An 18709-nucleotide genomic window follows, 5' to 3' on the forward strand; every position below is an offset into this window, starting at 1 on the left:
GTCTGTTTGTCAGGACATTAGCAACGGAAGGAGTCGTGATGGCCGACGCGCACACGACGACGGCAGTGGGCTCGCCGCTCCTGGCGATGACGAGGACCACCCCCACCGCGCTCTGGAACGACAGCGCCGACCCTCGCGAGCTGGCCACGGCCATCGGGTGGGGCGCCGTGGGCGCCACGTGCAACCCGGTCATCGCGCTCGCGGCGATCCGCGCGGACCAGCCCCGGTGGGAGGCCCGCATCCGCGAGATCGCCGATGAGCGGCCGACCGCGACCGAGTCCGAGATCGGCTGGCTCGTGGTCGAGGAGGTCTCGCTCGAGGCCGCCCGGCTGCTCGAGCCGCTCTTCGCCGAGCACGGCGGCCGCAACGGCCGCCTCTCGATGCAGACCGACCCCCGCCTGCGCCGGTCCGCGAAGGACCTGGCCGACCAGGCCGAGCACTTCGCCTCGCTCGCCCCGAACATCATCGTCAAGGTGCCGGCGACCTCGGTGGGCGTGGAGGCCATCGAGGACGCCACCTACCGCGGGGTGAACATCAACGTCACCGTCTCCTTCACGGTGCCGCAGGCGCTCGCGACGGGCGAGGCGATCGAGCGCGGGCTGGAGCGCCGCGAGGCCGAGGGCCTGCCCGTCGAGGGCATCGGCCCGGTCGTGACCATCATGGTCGGCCGCCTCGACGACTGGCTCAAGGAGGTCGTCGCCCGCGACGGGCTCGACATCGACCCCGAGCACCTCGAGTGGGCGGGCGTCGCAGCGGTCAAGCGCGCCTACGCCCTCTTCCGCGAGCGCGGGCTGCGCGCCCGCGTGCTCGCGGCCGCCTACCGCAACCAGCTGCAGTGGACCGAGCTCGTGGGGGGCGACCTCGTCCTCTCGCCGCCGTTCGCGTGGCAGCAGACGTTCCAGGACAGCGGCATCGACCCGCAGCCGCGCATCGACGTCCCCGTCGACCCCGAGATCATCGCCTCGCTCGAGCGGATCGAGGACTTCCGCCGCGCCTACGAGCCGGACGGCATGACCCCCGCCGAGTTCGACGACTTCGGCGCCACCCGCAAGACGCTGCGCCAGTTCCTCACCGCCGACGAGGAGCTCGACCAGCTCGTCCGCGACGTCATCACCCCCGCCCCGTGAGGGCTGCCTGACCCTCGCCCGAGGGGAACCCTGCGGAGCCCCGGGAGCCTGTCGGCTCCCGGGGCTCCGTGGCGTGCGGCGCGCGGGCGCCGCTCAGTAGTGGCTGGTGACCGAGGTGCCGATGGTCGCGAAGTCGTAGACCCACTTGGCCACCGGGACCGGCAGGTTCACGCAGCCGTGCGACGCGGAGTACCCGAAGGTCTTGCGCCACGGGGCCCCGTGGAGGGCGAACCCGCGGTGGAAGAACGAGGACCACGGCACGTTCGGCGTCTCGTAGTTCGTGCCGTCGGCGTTGCTGCCGCGCATCGTCATCAGCGGGTTCTTGTAGTACACCGCGAACGTGCCGGTGACGGTCGGCTTCTGCGCCGAGCCGTTGACCATCGCGACCGGGCCGTACACGACCTCGGCGCCGACGTAGGCGGTCATCGTGTGCCGGCTCAGGTTGACGTCGATCCACTTCTCCCCGACCGCTGCCGGGTACGCCAGGTTCTCGGCGCCCGGGGCGATGGTCCGCTCCTCCCAGGTCGCCTTCGTCGTCGTGTAGGCGAGCTTGCCGGAGTACTTCGCGCCGGAGCCGAGGGCGGCGACGGCGGCCGAGGTGAGGGCCTCGGCGTTCTTCGTGGTGCGGCCGTCACGGGCCTCGGTCATCACCTTGCGGACCTCACCGGAGCCGTCGAGGTAGCGCAGCCCCTTGCGGGGGTCGCGGTTCGCGTCCTTCGCGACCGAGTCGACCCACCGGCCCACCTTGGCGGCGTCCAGGGTCGGCACGGCCGAGCCCCCGGTGCTCGGCAGGACGACCCAGGAGGCCTTGAGGGCCGGGGACGCGGCGTGCTTCTCCTCGCCGTCGGAGATGACGACGGGCGCCTTGACGACGGCGTTGGCCGCCGCAGCGACCTTCTCGGCGGCGGCCGTGGTCACGTCGGGCTCGCCGTCGACGAAGGCGACGGTGGCGGTCGCCGGGCGCAGCGTGCGGGCCGCCTCGGCGACGACGTCGTGAAGGCTCGCGGGGTCGACGGTGCGGCCCGCGACGGCCGGCGTGACGACGAAGGACTTCTTGTTCTTCGCGAGGGCGACGGAGGCGTCGCGGCCGGACTCGCCGGCCTCCTGGACGAGCTCGTCCACGGCGGCCTCGAGGGCCCGCTCGTCGACCCGGACGACGGCGGGGACGTCGTGCTCGGACACCAGCGAGCTGGCGTAGGAGGACCAGCGGCCGTTGGCGGCGAAGACCGCGTCGACGGTGGCGTCGACGTCGACCCGGTAGCCGAGGTCGGCGAGGTGCTCGGCGTGCGTGCTCGAGCCGTTCCGCACGGTGACGGTCAGGGCCTCGGCCCGCTCGCGGACCGACGCGGCGACCTGCTCACGCGTCTGCCCCGCGACGTCCGTCCCGCTGACGGCGCTTCCCGGCAGGGCGCGGTCCGCGTAGTGCGTCGCGTACGCCGTGCCCGCCCCCGTGAGCACCAGCGGCACCGCCACGGCGACGCCGAGCAGCACCTTCCTGCGTGAACCCATCGGTCCACCTCTCCCGCTTCCGGTGCCGGCTCCGACCCGGACACACCCCGGACCATGATGGGGCAGATCCCCGGTCCGTACCACACGGGGACCGGTCCGTGGGCGTCACGAACCCGCAACGATGCCCCGGCGCGCGGGCGCCGGGGCATCGTCGGGGTGCGCAGGTCAGGCGTTCTGCGGGAAGCCCAGCTCGATGCCGCCGTGGCTCGGGTCGAGCCAGCGCGAGGTGACCACCTTGCCGCGGGTGAAGAAGTGCACGCCCTCCATGCCGTGGGCGTGGCTGTCGCCGAAGAGGCTGTTCTTCCAGCCGCCGAACGAGTAGTAGGCCATCGGCACGGGGATGGGCACGTTGATGCCGACCATCCCGACCTCGACCTCGTTCTGGAAGCGCCGGGCGGCGCCGCCGTCGTTGGTGAAGATCGCCGTGCCGTTGCCGTAGGGGTTGCTGTTGATGAGCTCGAGCGCCTCGTCGTAGCTCCGCGCCCGCACGACCGAGAGCACCGGCCCGAAGATCTCGTCGTCGTAGACCGACATGCCCTTCTCGACGTGGTCGAAGAGGGTCGGGCGCAGGAAGAAGCCCTCGCCGTCGGCGTCGACGTCGCCCTCGCGGCCGTCGACGACGAGCGTCGCGCCGTCGGCGACGCCGGAGTCGAGGTAGGAGGCGACCTTGTCGCGGTGCTGCCGCGTGACGAGCGGCCCCATGTCCGGGTTCCTGGTGCCGTCGCCGGTGACGAGCTTGCCCATCCGGTCCTCGATCTTCGCGACCAGCTCGTCCCCGATGGGCTCGACCGCGACGAGTGCCGAGATCGCCATGCAGCGCTCGCCGGCCGACCCGAACCCGGCGTTGATGGCCGCGTCGGCCGCGAGGTCGAGGTCGGCGTCGGGGAGGACGATCATGTGGTTCTTCGCCCCGCCGAGGGCCTGGACGCGCTTGCCGTGCGCGGTGCCGGTCTCGTAGACGTACTTCGCGATGGGGGTGGACCCGACGAAGGAGACCGCCTTGACGTCGGGGTGGGTGAGCAGGGCGTCGACGGCCTCCTTGTCGCCGTGGACGACGTTCAGCACGCCGTCGGGCAGGCCGGCCTCCTTCCACAGGGCCGCGACGGCGTTGACGGCCGACGGGTCCTTCTCGGAGGGCTTGATGACGACCGCGTTGCCGCAGGCGATGGCCACCGGCACGAACCAGAGCGGCACCATCGCCGGGAAGTTGAACGGGCTGATGACGGCGACGACGCCGAGGCTCTGCCGGATGGAGTAGACGTCGACCTTCGTGGAGGCGTTCTCCGAGAAGCCGCCCTTCATCAGGTGCGGGATGCCGCAGGCGAACTCGGCGACCTCGAGGCCACGGGTGACCTCACCGAGCGCGTCGGACAGGACCTTGCCGTGCTCGGCCGTGATGAGGGCGGCGATGTCCTCCTTGCGCTCGTTGAGCAGCTGGCGGAAGGCGAAGAGGACCTGCGTGCGCTTGGTCAGCGAGGCGTCCTTCCACTCGTTCGTCCAGGCCGTCTTCGCGGTCGCGACGACCTCACCGACGGTGGCGGCCGAGGCGAGGTCGAGCTCGCCGGACTGCGCCCCGGTGGCGGGGTTGTAGACGGGGCTGGTGCGCTCGGCGGTGCCCTCCCAGGGCGTGCCGCCGACGAGGTGGGTGATGCGGGTGGGGGTCGTGCTCACGGGTATCGGTCCTTGTCCGTGGGGATGGTGGATTCAGTGTGTCAGGTACGGTGGTGCGACGGATGCCGCGCTCGTGGCGGCATACAGCTCCTCGATCAGTGGGCCGTGGCGCGCAGGCCGGGGACGTCGGCGAGGTCGACCGGAGCGCCGCTCGCCATCGAGCGGGCGCAGGCCTCGGCGGTCCGGAAGGCCTGGAGCGCGTCGACGACGGTGCACGGGCTGGCGATCGCCCCGCGGGCGACGTCGGCGAAGGCGGTCAGCTCGGCGACGTAGGCCGGCAGGAAGCGCTCCATGAACGACCAGTGCCGCGGGCCGGGAGGCCACTCGACGCCCTCCTCGGCGGACGTGATGGCCAGCGTGGTGTCGTGGCCGACGCCGAGGGTGCCCGAGGAGCCGTGCACCTCCATCCGGACGTCGTGGCCGGCGCCGTTGTAGCGCGTGGCGGTCACCGAGACGAGGGTGTCGTCGTCGAGCACGAGGGTGGCGGCCGCGGTGTCGACGTCGCCCGCCTCGGTGAAGAAGTCCTCGCCCTTGTTGGCGCCGACGGCGAAGACGCGGCTCACCTCGCGGCCGGTGACGAACCGGATGATGTCGAAGTCGTGGACGCTGCAGTCGCGGAACAACCCGCCGGACGTCGGCAGGTACGCGGCGTGCGGCGGCGCCTGGTCCATCGTCGCCGCGCGGATCGTGTGGACGAACCCGATCTCGCCGGCGGCGACGGCCTCCCGCACCCGCCGGTACCCGCGGTCGAAGCGGCGCTGGAAGCCGATGTGCACCGGTACCTCGCTGCGCTCCTCGAGCTCCGCGAGGGCGATCGTGCGCTCGAGGTCGAGGGCGACCGGCTTCTCGCAGAACGTCGGGATGTCCCGCGCGACGGCGGCCTCGATGAGGTCGGCGTGCGCTGCGGTGCCGGCCGTGATGACGAAGCCGTCGAGGCCCGAGCCGAGCAGCGCGTCGATGGACGGCGCAGCGGACACCCCGAGGTCGGCCGCGACCCGCTCGGCGAGCGCGGTGTCGAGGTCGGCGACGACCACCTCGTCGACGCCGGGCAGCGTCGAGAGCGTCTTGGCGTGGAACGCGCCGATCCGGCCGGTCCCCGCGAGTCCGATGCGCATGGTCACTGCTGTCCCTTCGTGAGGCGGGGGTCGACGGGTTCGGCGGCCCAGGAGTCGCGGACCCAGGCGTGCGCCGGGTCGTCGCAGATCCGCCAGGCCCGCTCCGGCCCGGGGCCGGCCATGACGTTGAGGTAGTACAGGTCGGCGTCCGGCGCCGCGACGGCCGGGCCGTGCCAGCCGTGGGGCACGAGGACGACGTCGCCGGTACGCACCTCGGAGAGCACGTCGAGGGGACGCTCGCTCGAGGAGCCGTAGGCCCGCAGGTAGCCGACGGGGTCGGTGTTGCGGACGTCGGTGGCGCGGGTCTCGAGGTAGTAGATCTCCTCGAGCTCGGTCTCCTCGCCGGGCCGCTCCTCGTCGTGCTTGTGCGGGGGCCACGAGCTCCAGTTCCCCGCGGGCGTGATGACCTCGCACACGAGGAAGGAGTCGGCGTCGAGGACGTCGGGCAGACCCATGTTGCGCACCTCGCGGCTGGCCTGCCCGGCACCGCGCAGCTCGACCGGCACCTCGCCGGCGGTGATGTGCCGGAACGGTTTCGGGGCGGCGGACTTGGTGGCCGGGGCCCCGCAGAGGGCGACCCGTGCCGGTCCGTCGGTCGTGCTCGCGAGGCGCAGGGTCGAGCCGCGGCCGGCGTACACGACGTCGGTGGGCCCGTCGAACACGGTGGCCCGCCCGGGGAGGTCGGCGGTGTGCGTGCTGCCGTCGGCGTCGGTGACCTCCACCCGCCAGGACCCCGCGAGGGGCACGACGAGGGTCTCCTCCTCGCCGGCGACGTGCTCGAGCGTCTCCTCCCCCTCGACCGCCGCCACCCGCAGCGTCGTGTGCACCCAGCCGGGGACCGGGGCGGCGGAGGTCGGGGCGATGACCACCTGGAAGGCCCCCTCGGCCGAGGACCCCCACGGGCGGACGAAGTCGGGGTTGTCGACCCCGAGGCCGGTGTGCGTGCTCATCGGGATCCTCCGTGGACGAGGTCGGCGGCGACGTCGACGGCGGACGCGACGTCCCCGTCGGGCGGGAAGAGCAGGGCGCGCCCCACGACCAGGCCTGCGGCAGAGGGGTGGCCGAGGGCCTTGCCCCACTGCGCGTAGGTGTCTCCGGGGTCGCCGGTGGGGTCGCCCCCGAGCAGCAGGCTGGGCAGGGTCGTGGCGTCGAGGACGCGGTCCATCTCCTCGACGACGGGCAGCTTGAGCCAGGTGTGCGCGCTCGTGGCGCCGAGACCGGCGGCGACGTGGATCGAGGAGATGACGGAGTCGGGGTCGAGGAGGTTCTCGACGCGCGTCGGCGAGCGCCGCACCGTGAGGAAGGGTTCGACCATCGCCATCAGCCCGTGGCGGGCGAGCTCGCTGACCGCTCGACCGCTCGCCTCGAGCGTCGGCGCGGTGCCGGGGTCGTCGAGGGCCACGCGGGTGAGCATCTTCCCGCCCTCGAGGCCGTGGGCGGCGAGGGTGTCGGCGTCGAAGGCGGTGAACCGGTCGTCGAGCTCGAAGACCGCGCCCTGCAGGCCGCCCCGGTTCATCGACCCGATGACGACCTTGTCGTCGAGCAGGCCGGCGAGGAGCAGGTCCTCGAGGACGTCGGGCGTGCCGAGCACACCGTCGACGCCCGGGCGCTCCAGCGCGGTGGCGAGCCGTTCGAGCAGCGCGGGGCGGGAGGCCATCGCGGTGGCGTCGGAGCGCACGGCGAGCGCCCCGCGCGCCGGGTGGTCGGCGGCGATGAGGAGCAGGCGCCCGTCGGCGCTCAGCCGCTCGCGGCGGCGGCGCCCCGCCCACGCGGCGGCGACGGCGCCGGGCTCGGCGACCCGTCGTGCCGTCAGCGCCGCGGTGTCGATGCGGGTCACGACGCGCTCCCCGCGAGGAGCGCCAGCACCTCGTGCTCCTCCGGCATCGCCGTGGAGCACTCGAGGCGCGAGGCGACGATGGCTCCGGCGCCGTTCGCGAAGCGCAGGGTCCGCTCGAGGTCCCAGCCCTCGAGGAGCCCGTGGCAGAAGGCCCCGCCGAAGGCGTCGCCCGCGCCCAGGCCGTTGGCCACCTCGACGGGCACCGGGGGGACCTCCACCCGGTCACCGGAGGCGGAGACGGCGAGGACGCCCTTGGGTCCCTGCTTGACGACGGCGAGCCCGACCCCGCGGTCGAGGAGCGCCTTCGCGGCGTCCTCGGGGTGGTCGGTGCCGACGGCGACGCGGCACTCGTCGAGGTTGCCGATGGCGACGGTGCTGGCCTCGAGGGCCTCCGCGGCGGCCCGGGTGGCCTCGGCCTCGGCGCGCCAGAACTGCGGGCGGAAGTCGAGGTCGACCACGGTGTGCTCCCGGCGGCCGCGCAGCGACCACGCCGTGGCGTGCGCCGTGCGGCTCGGCTCGGCGGACAGGCCGGTGAGGGTCGTCCAGAAGAGCCGGCTCTCGCGCACCGCGACCGGGGCGATCTCCTCCGGCGTGACGCGCAGGTCGGGGGCCTGGGGGTAGCGGTAGAAGTACAGCGGGAAGTGGTCCGGGGGGAAGATCTCGCAGAAGGTCACCGGGGTCGGCAGCGAGGGGTCGGTGCTCACGTAGACCGGGTCCACGCCCAGCTCGGCGAGCGTGCGGGTGACGAACCGCCCGAAGGGGTCGTTCCCGGTGCGGCTCACCAGCGCCGCGGAGTGCCCGAGCCGTGCCACGGCCACCGCGACGTTGCCCGCGCTGCCCCCGAGGAACTTGCCGAAGGTCTCGACGTCCTCGAGGCCGACGCCGGTCTGCATCGGGTAGAGGTCGACCCCGACCCGCCCGATCGCGAGGACGTCGAAGGAGCGGTTGGGCACGGAGCCTCCTGCGGTCGTCGTCGGTGGGTCTGTGCCAAGGCTGCCCGACCGCCCGGGGTGCTGTCAACATTTGTTAGGACATTTGCAAGAGCGTACTCGTTGTCAAGCCTCCCCCTACACTGCGGGCATGCCCGAGATCGCCGTCACCATCGACCGCACCAGCCCGGTCCCGCTGTACCACCAGCTCGCCGAGCAGCTGACCGCGGCGATCGACAGCGGCCGGCTCAAGCCGGGCGACCCCTTCGAGAACGAGCTCGCCCTCGCCGAGCGGCTCGAGCTCTCCCGGCCCACCGTGCGCCGTGCCATCGCCGAGCTCGTGGGCCGCGGGCTGCTCGTCCGGCGGCGCGGCGTCGGCACGACGGTGGCCAGCCAGGTCATCCACCGCCGTGACGAGCTGACGAGCCTGCACGACGACATGGTCCGCAAGGGGCAGAAGCCCCTGACGACCGTCCTCTCCCTCGACCACGGCGCCGTCGACGCCACGGCCGCCGAGGCGCTCGGACTCCCGCCCGAGACACCGCTGGTCTCCCTCGTGCGGCTGCGCTCGGTCGACGACGTACCGGCCGCCCTCATGCACAACTGGCTCCCGCCGCAGTTCGCGGACCTCACGGTGGACGACCTCGCGGACGCCAGCCTCTACGCCATCCTGCGCAGCCGCGGGGCCCACCCCGTCATCGCGCACCAGACGATCGGCGCCCGGCGGCCCACCGCCCGCGAGCGCAAGCTGTTGGGCCTGGCGGCCGGCGACCCCCTCCTCACGATGTCACGCAAGGCCTACTCGGCCAAGGGCGAGGCGGTCGAGTACGGCGACCACTGCTACCGCTTCGACCAGTACGCCTTCGACGTCACGGTGCACGACCGCTGAACCCTTCCGCCGAGGCCCGCCGGGCGTTAGAGTGATAATGTTCTGACATTCGGCCATTTGACGGCGCCCGCTTTGACGGGCCGGGAGGACCTCCGACGTGAAGATCGCCCAGGACCCCACGCCCTTCCACCACGACCACGCGTTGCTCGACTTCCCGCGCGTCGTCGCCGACCTGGGCTACGAGCACATCCAGCTGACCCCGCACGTCGACCTCGTACCGTTCTTCCGCCACCCCAAGGCCGACGACGCGCTCGTGCGGCAGCTGAAGAAGTCCTGCGACGACGCCGGCGTCGGTATCGCCTCGCTGCTGCCCGTGCAGCGCTGGTCCGGCCCGGACGAGTGGGCCCGCGAGGCCGCGGTGCGCAACTGGAAGCGGATCATCCAGATCGCCGTCGACCTCGGCGTGCGGGTCATCGGTACCGAGTTCTCCGGACGTCCCGAGCGCGTCGAGGAGTCCGAGGCCGCCTTCTACCGCTCGATGGAGGAGCTGCTGCCGATCATCGAGCGCGAGGGCATCGACGTCCTCGTCGACCCGCACCCCGACGACTTCGTCGAGGACGGCCTCGAGGCGATCCGTGTCCTGCGGGGCCTGAACTCGCCCAACGTCGGGATGGTCTACGTCGCCTGCCACACCTTCCACATGGGCCACCCGATGCGCGAGGTCATGCGGGCCGGCGGCGACCTCATCCGGCTCGTCCACGTGGCCGACACGATGGACCACCACCGCTCGCACGGGCTGCGCTACATCTCCAACCCGCCCGGCAACACGGCCCGCGTCCACCAGCACCTGCGCATCGGGGCCGGGGACCTGGACTGGGACGACTTCTTCGGCGGTCTCGCTGAGATCGGCTTCTACGACCGCCCCGGCACCGTCATGTGCAACTCCGTCTTCGCCGAGGACGAGAACGCCGCCGAGATGGCCCGCTACCAGCTGCGCACGATGACCGAGCAGGTCGAGCGCTTCCGCACCCCCTCCTGACCCCCAGACCCGCAACGACACCGACCCGACGAAGGAGTCGACGATGACCGCGACCGTGCGGCTGACCACCGCTCAGGCGCTCGTGAAGTTCCTGGCCGCCCAGCACGTCGAGCGTGACGGTACCGAGGAACGCCTGGTCACGGGGATGTTCGGCATCTTCGGCCACGGCAACGTCGCGGGGGTCGGGCAGGCGCTGCTCCAGGCCCAGGTGCAGTCGGAGGAGGGCGCCACCGGCGACGACGTCCTCGGCGAGCTGCCCTACTACCTCGCCCGCAACGAGCAGGGGGCGGTACATGCCGCGACCGCGTTCTCCCGCACCCGGAACCGACGCCAGGTCATGGCGGTGACGACCTCCATCGGGCCCGGCGCGACCAACATGGTCACCGGGGCCGCGCTCGCCACGACGAACCGCATCCCGGTGCTGCTCTTCCCCTCCGACCAGTTCGCGAACCGGGTGCCCGACCCGGTGCTCCAGCAGCTCGAGGACCCCGGCACGCTCGACGTCAGCGTCAACGACGTCTTCCGGCCGGTGTCGCGCTTCTTCGACCGGATCAACCGACCGGAGCAGCTGATCCCGTCGCTGATGAACGCGATGCGGGTGCTCACCGACCCGGCCGACACCGGCGCCGTCACGGTCTGCCTGCCCCAGGACGTGCAGGCGGAGGCACACGACTGGCCGCTCGCCTTCTTCCGCAGGCGGGTCTGGCACATCGGACGCCCGGTGCCCGAGCCGGCAGCCCTGGAGCGGGCGCTGGCCGTCATCCGCTCCGCGAAGCGCCCGCTCGTCGTGGCCGGCGGCGGTGTCGTGTACTCCGAGGCCTCCGAGGAGCTGCGGGCCTTCGCCTCGGCCACGGGGATCCCGGTGTCCGACACCCACGCCGGCAAGGGCGCCATCAACTGGGACCACCCGTCCGCCGTTGGCGGAGTCGGGTCGACCGGCTCCTCCGCCGCCAACGCGCTGGCCCGCGAGGCCGACGTCGTCATCGGCATCGGCACGCGCTACTCCGACTTCACGACCGCCAGCCACACCGTCTTCGCCGACGAGGACGTGCGCTTCGTCAACGTCAACGTGCTCGGCTTCGACGCCGCCAAGCACGGCGCCGCGATGCTCGTTGCGGACGCCCGTGAGGCCCTGCGAGCCCTGACCGAGGGCCTGGCCGGCTGGGAGGTGGATTCGGCCTATCGGCAGGAGGCGGTCGACCTCGACGCCGCGTGGCAGCAGGTCGTCGACGAGTGCTACCACCGCGACCACACACCGCTGCCCGCCCAGACCGAGGTCTTCGGTGCGCTCAACGAGCTGATGGGCCCGCAGGACGTCGTCATCAACGCCGCCGGCTCGATGCCCGGCGACCTCCAGTGCCTCTGGCGGGCGTCGACCCCGGAGCAGTACCACGTCGAGTACGCCTTCTCCTGCATGGGCTACGAGATCCCCGCCTCGCTCGGCGTGAAGATGGCCGTCGGCGACGAGCACGAGGTCGTGGCGATCGTCGGCGACGGCACGTACCAGATGCTCCCCATGGAGATCGCGACGATCGTCTCCGAGGGCGTGAAGGTCATCATCGTGCTGCTCCAGAACCACGGGTTCGCCTCCATCGGAGCGCTGTCCGAGTCGCGCGGCTCGCAGCGGTTCGGCACGAAGTACCGGATGCGCCAGTCCTCCACCGGCCGGCTCGACGGCGCCGAGGTGCCCTTCGACCTCGCCGCCAACGCGGCCTCCTGGGGTGCCGACGTGCTGCGCTGCGGCTCGATGGCCGAGTTCCGCGAGAACTACGGGAAGGCCGCGGCCTCGGACCGCACGACCGTCCTCTACATCGAGACCGACCTCATGGGCCCGAACCCGCCCGGGTCGGCCTGGTGGGACGTACCCGTGTCCGAGGTGTCCGCCCTGGAGTCCACGCAGAAGGCCTTCGAGGAGCACCTTGCGAACAAGCAGGGCCAGCGCCCCTACCTCTGAGCACCCCACGCCTCCGCCGCCCGGGACGACACCGTCGTCCCGGGCGTCGTGCGTCCGGGGCGGCCTGCAACCACAGCGAAATTGTTATGACCGAATGTCAGGACAATTGCTTGACAGCACTGCCACCCCCGAGGTCCAATATCACCCGAGGCCACCCCGGCCCTCCCAACTGAACAGCTCGACCGGTCCGCGGACCGCCGGCGGGAACCCCCTCCTCGCCGACCTCCCCGGCCACCTGCCGCACCGTCGCGAGCGCGCACCCCGGGCAAGCCCTCGTGGGCCCACCGGAGCGGCACCCCGGCCCCCGCAGAGCTGCGAGGGCACGCCCCGAAAGGACACCGTTCCCATGAATCAGAGTCGATTCCGGAAGGCATTGACGGCTTCCGCCGTCGTCGCCTCCGCCACGCTGGCCCTCGCCGCCTGCAGCTCGAGCGGAGGCAAGTCGGCGACCGACGCATCGGGCGACACCGGCGCTGCCGCCGAGAAGACGATGACCATCATCATGGTCACCCACCAGGCCCCCGGCGACACCTTCTGGGACCGCATCCGCAAGGGTGCCGAGGCCGCTGCCGCCAAGGACGGCGTCGACTTCCAGTACACGAACGACCCGGACGCGACGAAGCAGGCCCAGCTCATCCAGGCCGCGATCGACAAGAAGCCGGACGGCATCGCCATCACCGACCCGAACACCGGCGCCATCGGCGACGCGGTCAAGAAGGCCGTGGCGGCGGGTATCCCGGTGACGATGTTCAACGCCGGCGGCCCGGACGCGCTCGGCCTCGGGGCCATCGGCTACTTCGGGCAGAGCGAGAGCGACGCCGGCCTCGCCGTCGGCCAGAAGGCGGCGGGCGAGGGTGCGAAGAACATCCTGTGCGTCATCCAGGAGCAGGGCCAGTCCCAGCTCGAGGCGCGCTGTGACGGCGTGACCAAGGGTGCCGCCGGCGCCAAGGTGACCCGCCTCTTCGTCAACGGCCGCGACGACGCCGACGTGACGACGAAGATCCAGGCCGCGCTGACCCAGGACAAGTCGGTCGACTACGTCATCACCCTCGGCGCCCAGTTCGCCCTCGACGCCGGGAAGGCCGTCAAGGCCGCCGGGAGCAGCGCGAAGGTCGGCACCTTCGACACGAACGAGGAGCTCATCAAGGCGATCCAGGACAAGTCGGTCACCTTCGCGGTGGACCAGCAGCCCTACCTCCAGGGCTACCTCGCGATCGACGCGCTGTGGCTCTACAAGAAGAACGGCAACACCCTCGGCGGCGGCCAGAACGTCGCGACCGGCCCGGCCTTCATCGACGCCAGCAACGTCGAGGCCGTCGCGGGCTTCGCAGCCAACGGGACGCGGTGACCGGACGATGACCACCGCGACACCAGCGGTGACAGGAGACGACCGGGTCAAGGCCCGGTCGTCTCTGTCCACCTACCTCGGGATGCCGGCCGTCGGCGCCGTCATCGGCGCCGTCGCCATCGCCGCCCTGTTCCTCCTCATGGCCCCGGCCTTCCGGGAGCTCGGGAACATCGGCACCGTGCTCTACCAGGCGTCGACCATCGGCCTCATGGCGGTCTTCGTGTCCCTGTTGATGGTCGGTGGGGAGTTCGACCTCTCCGCCGGTGTCGCGGTGGTCTCGTCCAGCCTCGCCGCCGCCCACGCCACGTGGTACTTCGGCCTCAACGTGTGGATGGGCGTGATCTTCGCGCTCGTCTTCTCGGTCGCCGTCGGCGCCTTCAACGGCTGGCTGCTGCAGGCCACCAAGCTGCCCAGCTTCCTCGTGACGCTCGGCTCCTTCTTCGTGCTCTCGGGAGCCAACCTCGCCCTGACCCGCCTCATCGCGGGGGGTGTCTCCTCGAACAACATCAGCGACATGGACGGATGGGGCAGCGCTCACGCGGTGTTCGCCTCGACCTGGCAGGTCGGCCCGATCGAGCTGAAGAGCCCGGTCATCTACTGGCTGCTGCTGACCGTGCTGCTCTCCTTCGTGCTGCTGCGGACCCGGTACGGCAACTGGATCTTCGCGGCCGGCGGCGACTCCGCCGCCGCGCGCGCGGTCGGCGTGCCGGTCACGGCGACCAAGGTCGTCCTCTTCATGGGGGTGGGCTTCGGGGCCTGGCTGCTCGGCATGCACAACCTGTTCGAGTACAACAACGTCCAGTCGGGCGCCGGCGTCGGCTACGAGTTCATCTACATCATCGCGGCGGTCATCGGCGGCTGCCTCCTCACCGGTGGGTACGGCTCGGTGGCGGGCGCCTCGGTCGGTGCCCTCATCTACGGCATGACCAACCTCGGGATCACCTACGCGGGCTGGGACGTCGACTGGCTCAAGACCTTCATGGGTGTCCTGCTCATCGGTGCGGTCCTGGTCAACCAGGCCGTCAAGCGGAAGGCGGAGGCGTGATGACCACCGACCAGGCCGGCGCGCCGGCACCCACCCCGGTCCTCGAGCTCGACGACGTCGGGAAGCGCTACGGCAACGTCCACGCGCTGCGCGGTGTCAACATGCGTGTCCGCAAGGGCGAGGTCACCTGCGTCCTCGGCGACAACGGTGCGGGCAAGTCCACGCTGATCAAAATCATCGCCGGGCTGCACGACTACACCGAGGGCACGATGAAGCTCGACGGCGAGGAGACGCACTTCGCGTCGCCGCGTGTCGCGCAGGCCTCGGGCATCGCCACCGTCTACCAGGACCTCGCCCTCGCACCGCTGATGTCGGTGTGGCGCAACTTCTTCCTGGGCAACGAGATCCGCAAGGGCGTCGGCCTCGATCTCGCGGAGATGAAGCGCGTGGCGGGCGAGGAGCTCACGAAGATGGGGATCGTCATCCCCGACCTCGACCGTCCGGTCTCCGCCCTGTCTGGTGGTCAGCGGCAGGTCATCGCCATCGCCCGCGCCATCTACTTCGGGGCCAACGTCGTCATCCTCGACGAGCCGACGGCGGCCCTCGGCGTCAAGCAGTCCGGCGTGGTGCTCAAGTACATCCTCAAGATGCGCGATGCCGGGCTGGGGGTCATCTTCATCACCCACAACCCGCACCACGCCTACCTCGTCGGCAACCACTTCGTCATCCTCAAGCTGGGACGGGTGGTGCTCGACGCGCACCGGGACGACCTCACCCTCGAGCAGCTGACCGGGGAGATGGCCGGCGGGCAGGAGCTCGCGGAGCTGTCCCACGAGCTCGCGGGGGCCGACCCGGGGAAGGTCGTCCCGCCGGCGCCGGACGGCGAGGCCGAGGTGGTCGCCCCGACCATCGCGGACGACGACCGGGCCGAGCTCCTCGAGGAGGAGCAGGTGGAGCAGCGCTGACCCCGTCGGTGCCCACGCACCCCTGACGATGCCCCCGGTGGAGCTGGGCCCACCGGGGGCATCCTGTCGGCCGCGACCATCCCGGCCACCGACGTGCCCACCCCCACACGACATCCCCCACGCCGACCTGCCCACGCTCGTGGACTCGGCGACGGCGCGCGAGGAGCTCGGGGGTGCGGTGGCCGACCGCGGGCTGCACCTCACGGCGCTCAACGCGAACGGCAACCCCCTGCACCCGACGGACGGGGAGCGCCAGTCCGCGGTGCTGCGGGACACCATCGAGGTCGCGTCGGCGCTCGAGGTCCCCAAAGTGGTCTGCATGTCGGGGCTCCCCGCCGGCGCGCCCGGCGACTCCATGCCGAACTGGGTGACGTCCTCATGGCCCCCCGAGAACCTCGCCATCGAGCGTTACCAGTGGGAGGAGGTCGCCATCCCGTACTGGCGCGAGCTCGCGGCGTTCGCCCGCGACCGCGGCGTGCGCCTGGCGGTCGAGGCCTGCTTCGACCAGCTGGCGTACAACGTCTCCACCCTCCTGCGCCTGGTGGAGGCGGCCGGGCCCGACGTCGTCGGTGCCAACCTCGACCCCTCGCACCTCATGGCGATGGGCGCGGGCATCCCCACCGTCATCCGGGCCCTCGGCCCGCACATCGTCCACGTCCACGCGAAGGACACGAGGCTCGACCCCCGTGGTCGTCCCCCGTGACGGGCTGCTCACGAGCCACCCGATGGAGCGCTCGCACCTGCGCGCGTGGAACGACGTCACCCTCGGTCTGGGCCACCCCGGCGGGGAGTCCTTCTGGGCGGACGTCGTCTACACGCTGCGCTCGGTCGGCTACGACGGCCCGCTGAACATCGAGCACGAGGACGTGCTGCTCAACTCCGTGGAGGGGGTCCGCAGGGCGGCAGGGCTGCTCCGGCGGGTGACGCCCGAGGAGGCCCCCGACTGGTCCCCCGCCGACGTCCGACCGGGGCCCGCCGACGGGACCTACACCGCGCCGGCGGGGTCCTTGACGACGAGGACCGGCACCGTCGCGTCGAGGAGCAGCTCCTGGGTGACGCTGCCGAGGAAGGCCTTGCCGACCCGCGACCGACGTCGTGCTCCGATGACGAGCAGCCCGGCGTGCGCCGCCTCGGCGGCGGCGAGGATGGCGGCAGCGGTCTGGTCGATGCTCTCGTCGCCGCTCGTTGCGACGACCACCCGCCACGTGAGTTCCTGGACCCCTCGCGCGGCCGCCGCCTGCTCGACCAGGTCCCCGATCCCGTCCCGCAGGGCGCTCTCGCTGTCGAGGTCCTTCCCGGTGACGACGGTGACCACCACCAGCTCGACCCCCCGCCGGGCGGCCTCGTCGACGGCGGCGTCCAGGACGGACGCGCTGGCCCCACTCGCGTGGTGGGCGACGGCAACGGTCATGAGGTCCTCCTCGGGTCAGGCGTAGAACGCCGGCTTGTCGATCATCTCGACGGCGACCTCGCCGTCCTCGGTGAGGGCCTTGACGCCGGCGTCGCACACGCAGGCGGCGGCGTAGCCGTCCCAGCTGGTGGAGCCCGTGTGCTCGCCGCGCGCGACGGCCGAGATCCACTCCTGGACCTCGGTGACGAAGGCGCCCCAGAACCGTTCGTTGTGGTCGCGGGTGATGCCGTTCGAGGCGCGGAAGTCGCGGCGGACGTCGATGACGTTCTGGTCGGCGAGGCTGACCGCGCCCTTCTCCGCCACCGCTTCGCAGCGGATGTCGTACCCGAACTGGCAGTTGACGAAGATCTCGTCGTCGACGCGCACACCGGACTCGCTCGTGAGGATGAGGACGAGCGGGTCCTGCAGGTGCGGGAAGCGCAGCGAGGTCTTCTTCGGGGTGTCGACCCGGGCCGAGACGAACTCCTCGCCGAGCAGCCAGCGCATCGTGTCGACCTCGTGGATGGCGGTGTCGTTGATCGCCATGTCCCACGTGTACTGCTCCGGCACGGTCGGGTTCCGGTGCGCGCAGTGGACCATGAGCGTCTCACCGAGGTCCCCGGAGTCGAGCAGCGCCTTCATCTGGCGGTAGCTCGCGTCGAAGCGGCGCATGAACCCCACGGTCACCAGCCGGCGGCCGGCGGCCTGCTCGGCCTCCATGATGCGCAGCGCCGCGTCGGCCGTCGGGGTGAGCGGCTTCTCGCAGAAGACCGGCTTCCCGGCGGCGATGCAGGCGAGGACGTCGACCTCGTGGGCCGGGCCGAAGCTGCAGATCATCACGGCGTCGACGTCGTCACTGGCGATGAGCTCGGCCGAGCTGGCGTGCGCGACACCGCCGATGCGCTCGGCGACGGCCCGCGCGTTGTCGGCGTTGACGTCGCTGACGGCCACGACGCGACCACCGGCGATGACGGTGTGGATGCGGTCGATGTGGGCCTGCCCCATGCCCCCGGGGCCGATCATCCCGATGCGGACGGTCATGTCGTGGCTCTCCCTCGTCACGTCAGGCCGAGGCCGAGGGAGGCGAGGTACTCCCGCGTCTGGACGGCGATGGGCAGGGGCTGGTCCTTGGGGCAGCCGTACATGTCCTGCTCGCACACGACGTAGAGCTCCTTGTCGAGGTCGGCGAGCGCCTCGACGAGGTCACGCATGTCGGGCAGGCCGGCCGGCGGCGCCACCGAGACACCGGCGTGCACGGCCTTGACGAAGGGCCAGTCCTCGTCGTGCGCCTGCTTGACCAGACCCTGGTCCATCGCCTTGATGTGCACGTAGGAGATCCGCTCGGGGTACTTGCGGCACAGCTCCATCGGGTCGCCGTCGCCGTAGATGATGTGGCCGGTGTCGAGGCAGAAGCCGACGTACTCGGGGTCCGTGGCCTGGAAGACGCGGTCGATGTCCTCGGGCGTCTCGATGTGGCTGTCGCCGTGGGGGTGCAGCACCATCTTCAGGCCGTAGTCCTCCTTCATGATCCGCCCGAGCCGGTCGGCGTTCTTGATGTAGAGGTTCCACGCCTCGGTGCTGAGCACCTTGTCGTCGATGTAGTCGCCGGTCTTCTCGTCGCGGAACATCGGGGGCAGGTGCACGACGTACTCGGCGCCGACGGCCGCGTGGGTCTCGCCGATCCGGCGGAAGAACGCCTCGGTGTCGGCCCAGGCCTCGGCCTTGTGGAGGATGCCCCACCCGGTGCCGGCGACGACGCGGAAGCCGCGGGCGTCCATCTCCTCCTGGAGGCGCTTCGGGTCGGTCGGGAAGTAGCCGAAGGGACCGGTCTCCATCACCGAGAACCCGGCGGTGGCCATCTCGTCGAGGGCGACGTCCCAGTCGATCTGCTTCTCGTCCTGGGGGAACCACACGCCCCACTGGTCCGGGCAGACCCCGAGGGTGAGCTTGCTGTAGCGCGGGTCGGTGGTGTTGGTTGCCTTGGACTCGGCCACGGCGGGTTCCTCTCGAC

At 71.6% G+C, this 18709-nt stretch carries 17 protein-coding genes; 8 read left to right on the forward strand and 9 right to left on the reverse strand.

What is annotated here, in order from left to right:
- The first annotated feature begins 38 nt into the window (after nucleotides 1–38).
- Nucleotides 39–1127, forward strand: coding sequence for a transaldolase family protein (locus ACQZ2A_RS09650; protein WP_430210104.1), 1089 nt, complete (start codon nucleotides 39–41; stop codon nucleotides 1125–1127).
- Nucleotides 1128–1220: 93 nt separating this feature from the next.
- Here ACQZ2A_RS09650 and ACQZ2A_RS09655 read toward each other — a convergent pair whose 3' ends face one another.
- The 6 genes from ACQZ2A_RS09655 to iolC form a co-directional block, all read right to left on the reverse strand.
- Nucleotides 1221–2636 (reverse strand): L,D-transpeptidase family protein, encoded by a 1416-nt coding sequence (locus tag ACQZ2A_RS09655; protein WP_430210107.1) that lies wholly within the window; start codon nucleotides 2634–2636, stop codon nucleotides 1221–1223.
- Between the two features lie 165 nt (nucleotides 2637–2801).
- Complete coding sequence (locus ACQZ2A_RS09660; protein ID WP_430210110.1) at nucleotides 2802–4307, reverse strand: CoA-acylating methylmalonate-semialdehyde dehydrogenase; 1506 nt, start codon at nucleotides 4305–4307, stop codon at nucleotides 2802–2804.
- A 95-nt stretch (nucleotides 4308–4402) separates the two neighbouring features.
- On the reverse strand, nucleotides 4403–5422 hold the full coding sequence (locus tag ACQZ2A_RS09665; RefSeq protein WP_430210112.1) for a Gfo/Idh/MocA family protein: 1020 nt from the start codon (nucleotides 5420–5422) through the stop codon (nucleotides 4403–4405).
- Nucleotides 5423–5424: 2 nt separating this feature from the next.
- A complete protein-coding gene (gene iolB, locus ACQZ2A_RS09670) occupies nucleotides 5425–6372 on the reverse strand; it encodes a 5-deoxy-glucuronate isomerase (RefSeq protein ID WP_430210115.1) in 948 nt (315 codons plus the stop codon).
- A complete protein-coding gene (locus ACQZ2A_RS09675; RefSeq protein WP_430210118.1) occupies nucleotides 6369–7259 on the reverse strand; it encodes a Cgl0159 family (beta/alpha)8-fold protein in 891 nt (296 codons plus the stop codon). Before ACQZ2A_RS09675 ends, iolB begins: the two co-directional genes overlap by 4 nt.
- Nucleotides 7256–8212, reverse strand: coding sequence for a 5-dehydro-2-deoxygluconokinase (gene iolC, locus ACQZ2A_RS09680; RefSeq protein ID WP_430210121.1), 957 nt, complete (start codon nucleotides 8210–8212; stop codon nucleotides 7256–7258). Before iolC ends, ACQZ2A_RS09675 begins: the two co-directional genes overlap by 4 nt.
- 127 nt (nucleotides 8213–8339) lie before the next feature.
- On the opposite strand from iolC, the gene ACQZ2A_RS09685 reads away from it, so the two are divergent.
- The 7 genes from ACQZ2A_RS09685 to ACQZ2A_RS09715 all read left to right on the forward strand — a co-directional run bounded on the left by ACQZ2A_RS09685 (nucleotide 8340) and on the right by ACQZ2A_RS09715 (nucleotide 16011).
- On the forward strand, nucleotides 8340–9077 hold the full coding sequence (locus tag ACQZ2A_RS09685; RefSeq protein WP_430210124.1) for a GntR family transcriptional regulator: 738 nt from the start codon (nucleotides 8340–8342) through the stop codon (nucleotides 9075–9077).
- A gap of 97 nt (nucleotides 9078–9174) precedes the next feature.
- Nucleotides 9175–10056: a sugar phosphate isomerase/epimerase family protein gene (locus ACQZ2A_RS09690; RefSeq protein ID WP_430210127.1), complete on the forward strand. Its 882-nt coding sequence runs from the start codon at nucleotides 9175–9177 to the stop codon at nucleotides 10054–10056.
- A gap of 43 nt (nucleotides 10057–10099) precedes the next feature.
- On the forward strand, nucleotides 10100–12010 hold the full coding sequence (gene iolD / locus ACQZ2A_RS09695) for a 3D-(3,5/4)-trihydroxycyclohexane-1,2-dione acylhydrolase (decyclizing) (protein ID WP_430210129.1): 1911 nt from the start codon (nucleotides 10100–10102) through the stop codon (nucleotides 12008–12010).
- A gap of 373 nt (nucleotides 12011–12383) precedes the next feature.
- Nucleotides 12384–13358, forward strand: coding sequence for a substrate-binding domain-containing protein (locus ACQZ2A_RS09700; RefSeq protein ID WP_430210131.1), 975 nt, complete (start codon nucleotides 12384–12386; stop codon nucleotides 13356–13358).
- Nucleotides 13359–13365: 7 nt separating this feature from the next.
- Entirely contained in the window at nucleotides 13366–14403 is a 1038-nt protein-coding gene (locus ACQZ2A_RS09705) for an ABC transporter permease (RefSeq protein WP_430210134.1), read from the forward strand.
- Nucleotides 14403–15308, forward strand: a complete 906-nt coding sequence (locus ACQZ2A_RS09710; RefSeq protein ID WP_430210136.1) for an ATP-binding cassette domain-containing protein — start codon at nucleotides 14403–14405, stop codon at nucleotides 15306–15308. The genes ACQZ2A_RS09705 and ACQZ2A_RS09710 overlap by 1 nt, the downstream gene beginning before the upstream one ends.
- 139 nt (nucleotides 15309–15447) lie before the next feature.
- Nucleotides 15448–16011, forward strand: a complete 564-nt coding sequence (locus ACQZ2A_RS09715) for a sugar phosphate isomerase/epimerase family protein (RefSeq protein ID WP_430210138.1) — start codon at nucleotides 15448–15450, stop codon at nucleotides 16009–16011.
- 282 nt (nucleotides 16012–16293) lie between these two features.
- Here ACQZ2A_RS09715 and ACQZ2A_RS09720 read toward each other — a convergent pair whose 3' ends face one another.
- The 3 genes from ACQZ2A_RS09720 to ACQZ2A_RS09730 are packed head-to-tail and all read right to left on the reverse strand — an operon-like array spanning nucleotide 16294 to nucleotide 18692.
- Nucleotides 16294–16719: a universal stress protein gene (locus ACQZ2A_RS09720; RefSeq protein ID WP_430210141.1), complete on the reverse strand. Its 426-nt coding sequence runs from the start codon at nucleotides 16717–16719 to the stop codon at nucleotides 16294–16296.
- Nucleotides 16720–16734: 15 nt separating this feature from the next.
- Nucleotides 16735–17739, reverse strand: coding sequence for a Gfo/Idh/MocA family protein (locus tag ACQZ2A_RS09725; protein ID WP_430210143.1), 1005 nt, complete (start codon nucleotides 17737–17739; stop codon nucleotides 16735–16737).
- Nucleotides 17740–17756: 17 nt separating this feature from the next.
- A complete protein-coding gene (locus ACQZ2A_RS09730; protein ID WP_430210146.1) occupies nucleotides 17757–18692 on the reverse strand; it encodes a TIM barrel protein in 936 nt (311 codons plus the stop codon).
- Nucleotides 18693–18709 lie beyond the last annotated feature (17 nt).

Origin of the sequence: Phycicoccus avicenniae (genome assembly GCF_050496545.1) — a bacterium.
In the GTDB taxonomy this organism is placed as follows: domain Bacteria; phylum Actinomycetota; class Actinomycetes; order Actinomycetales; family Dermatophilaceae; genus Phycicoccus; species Phycicoccus avicenniae_A.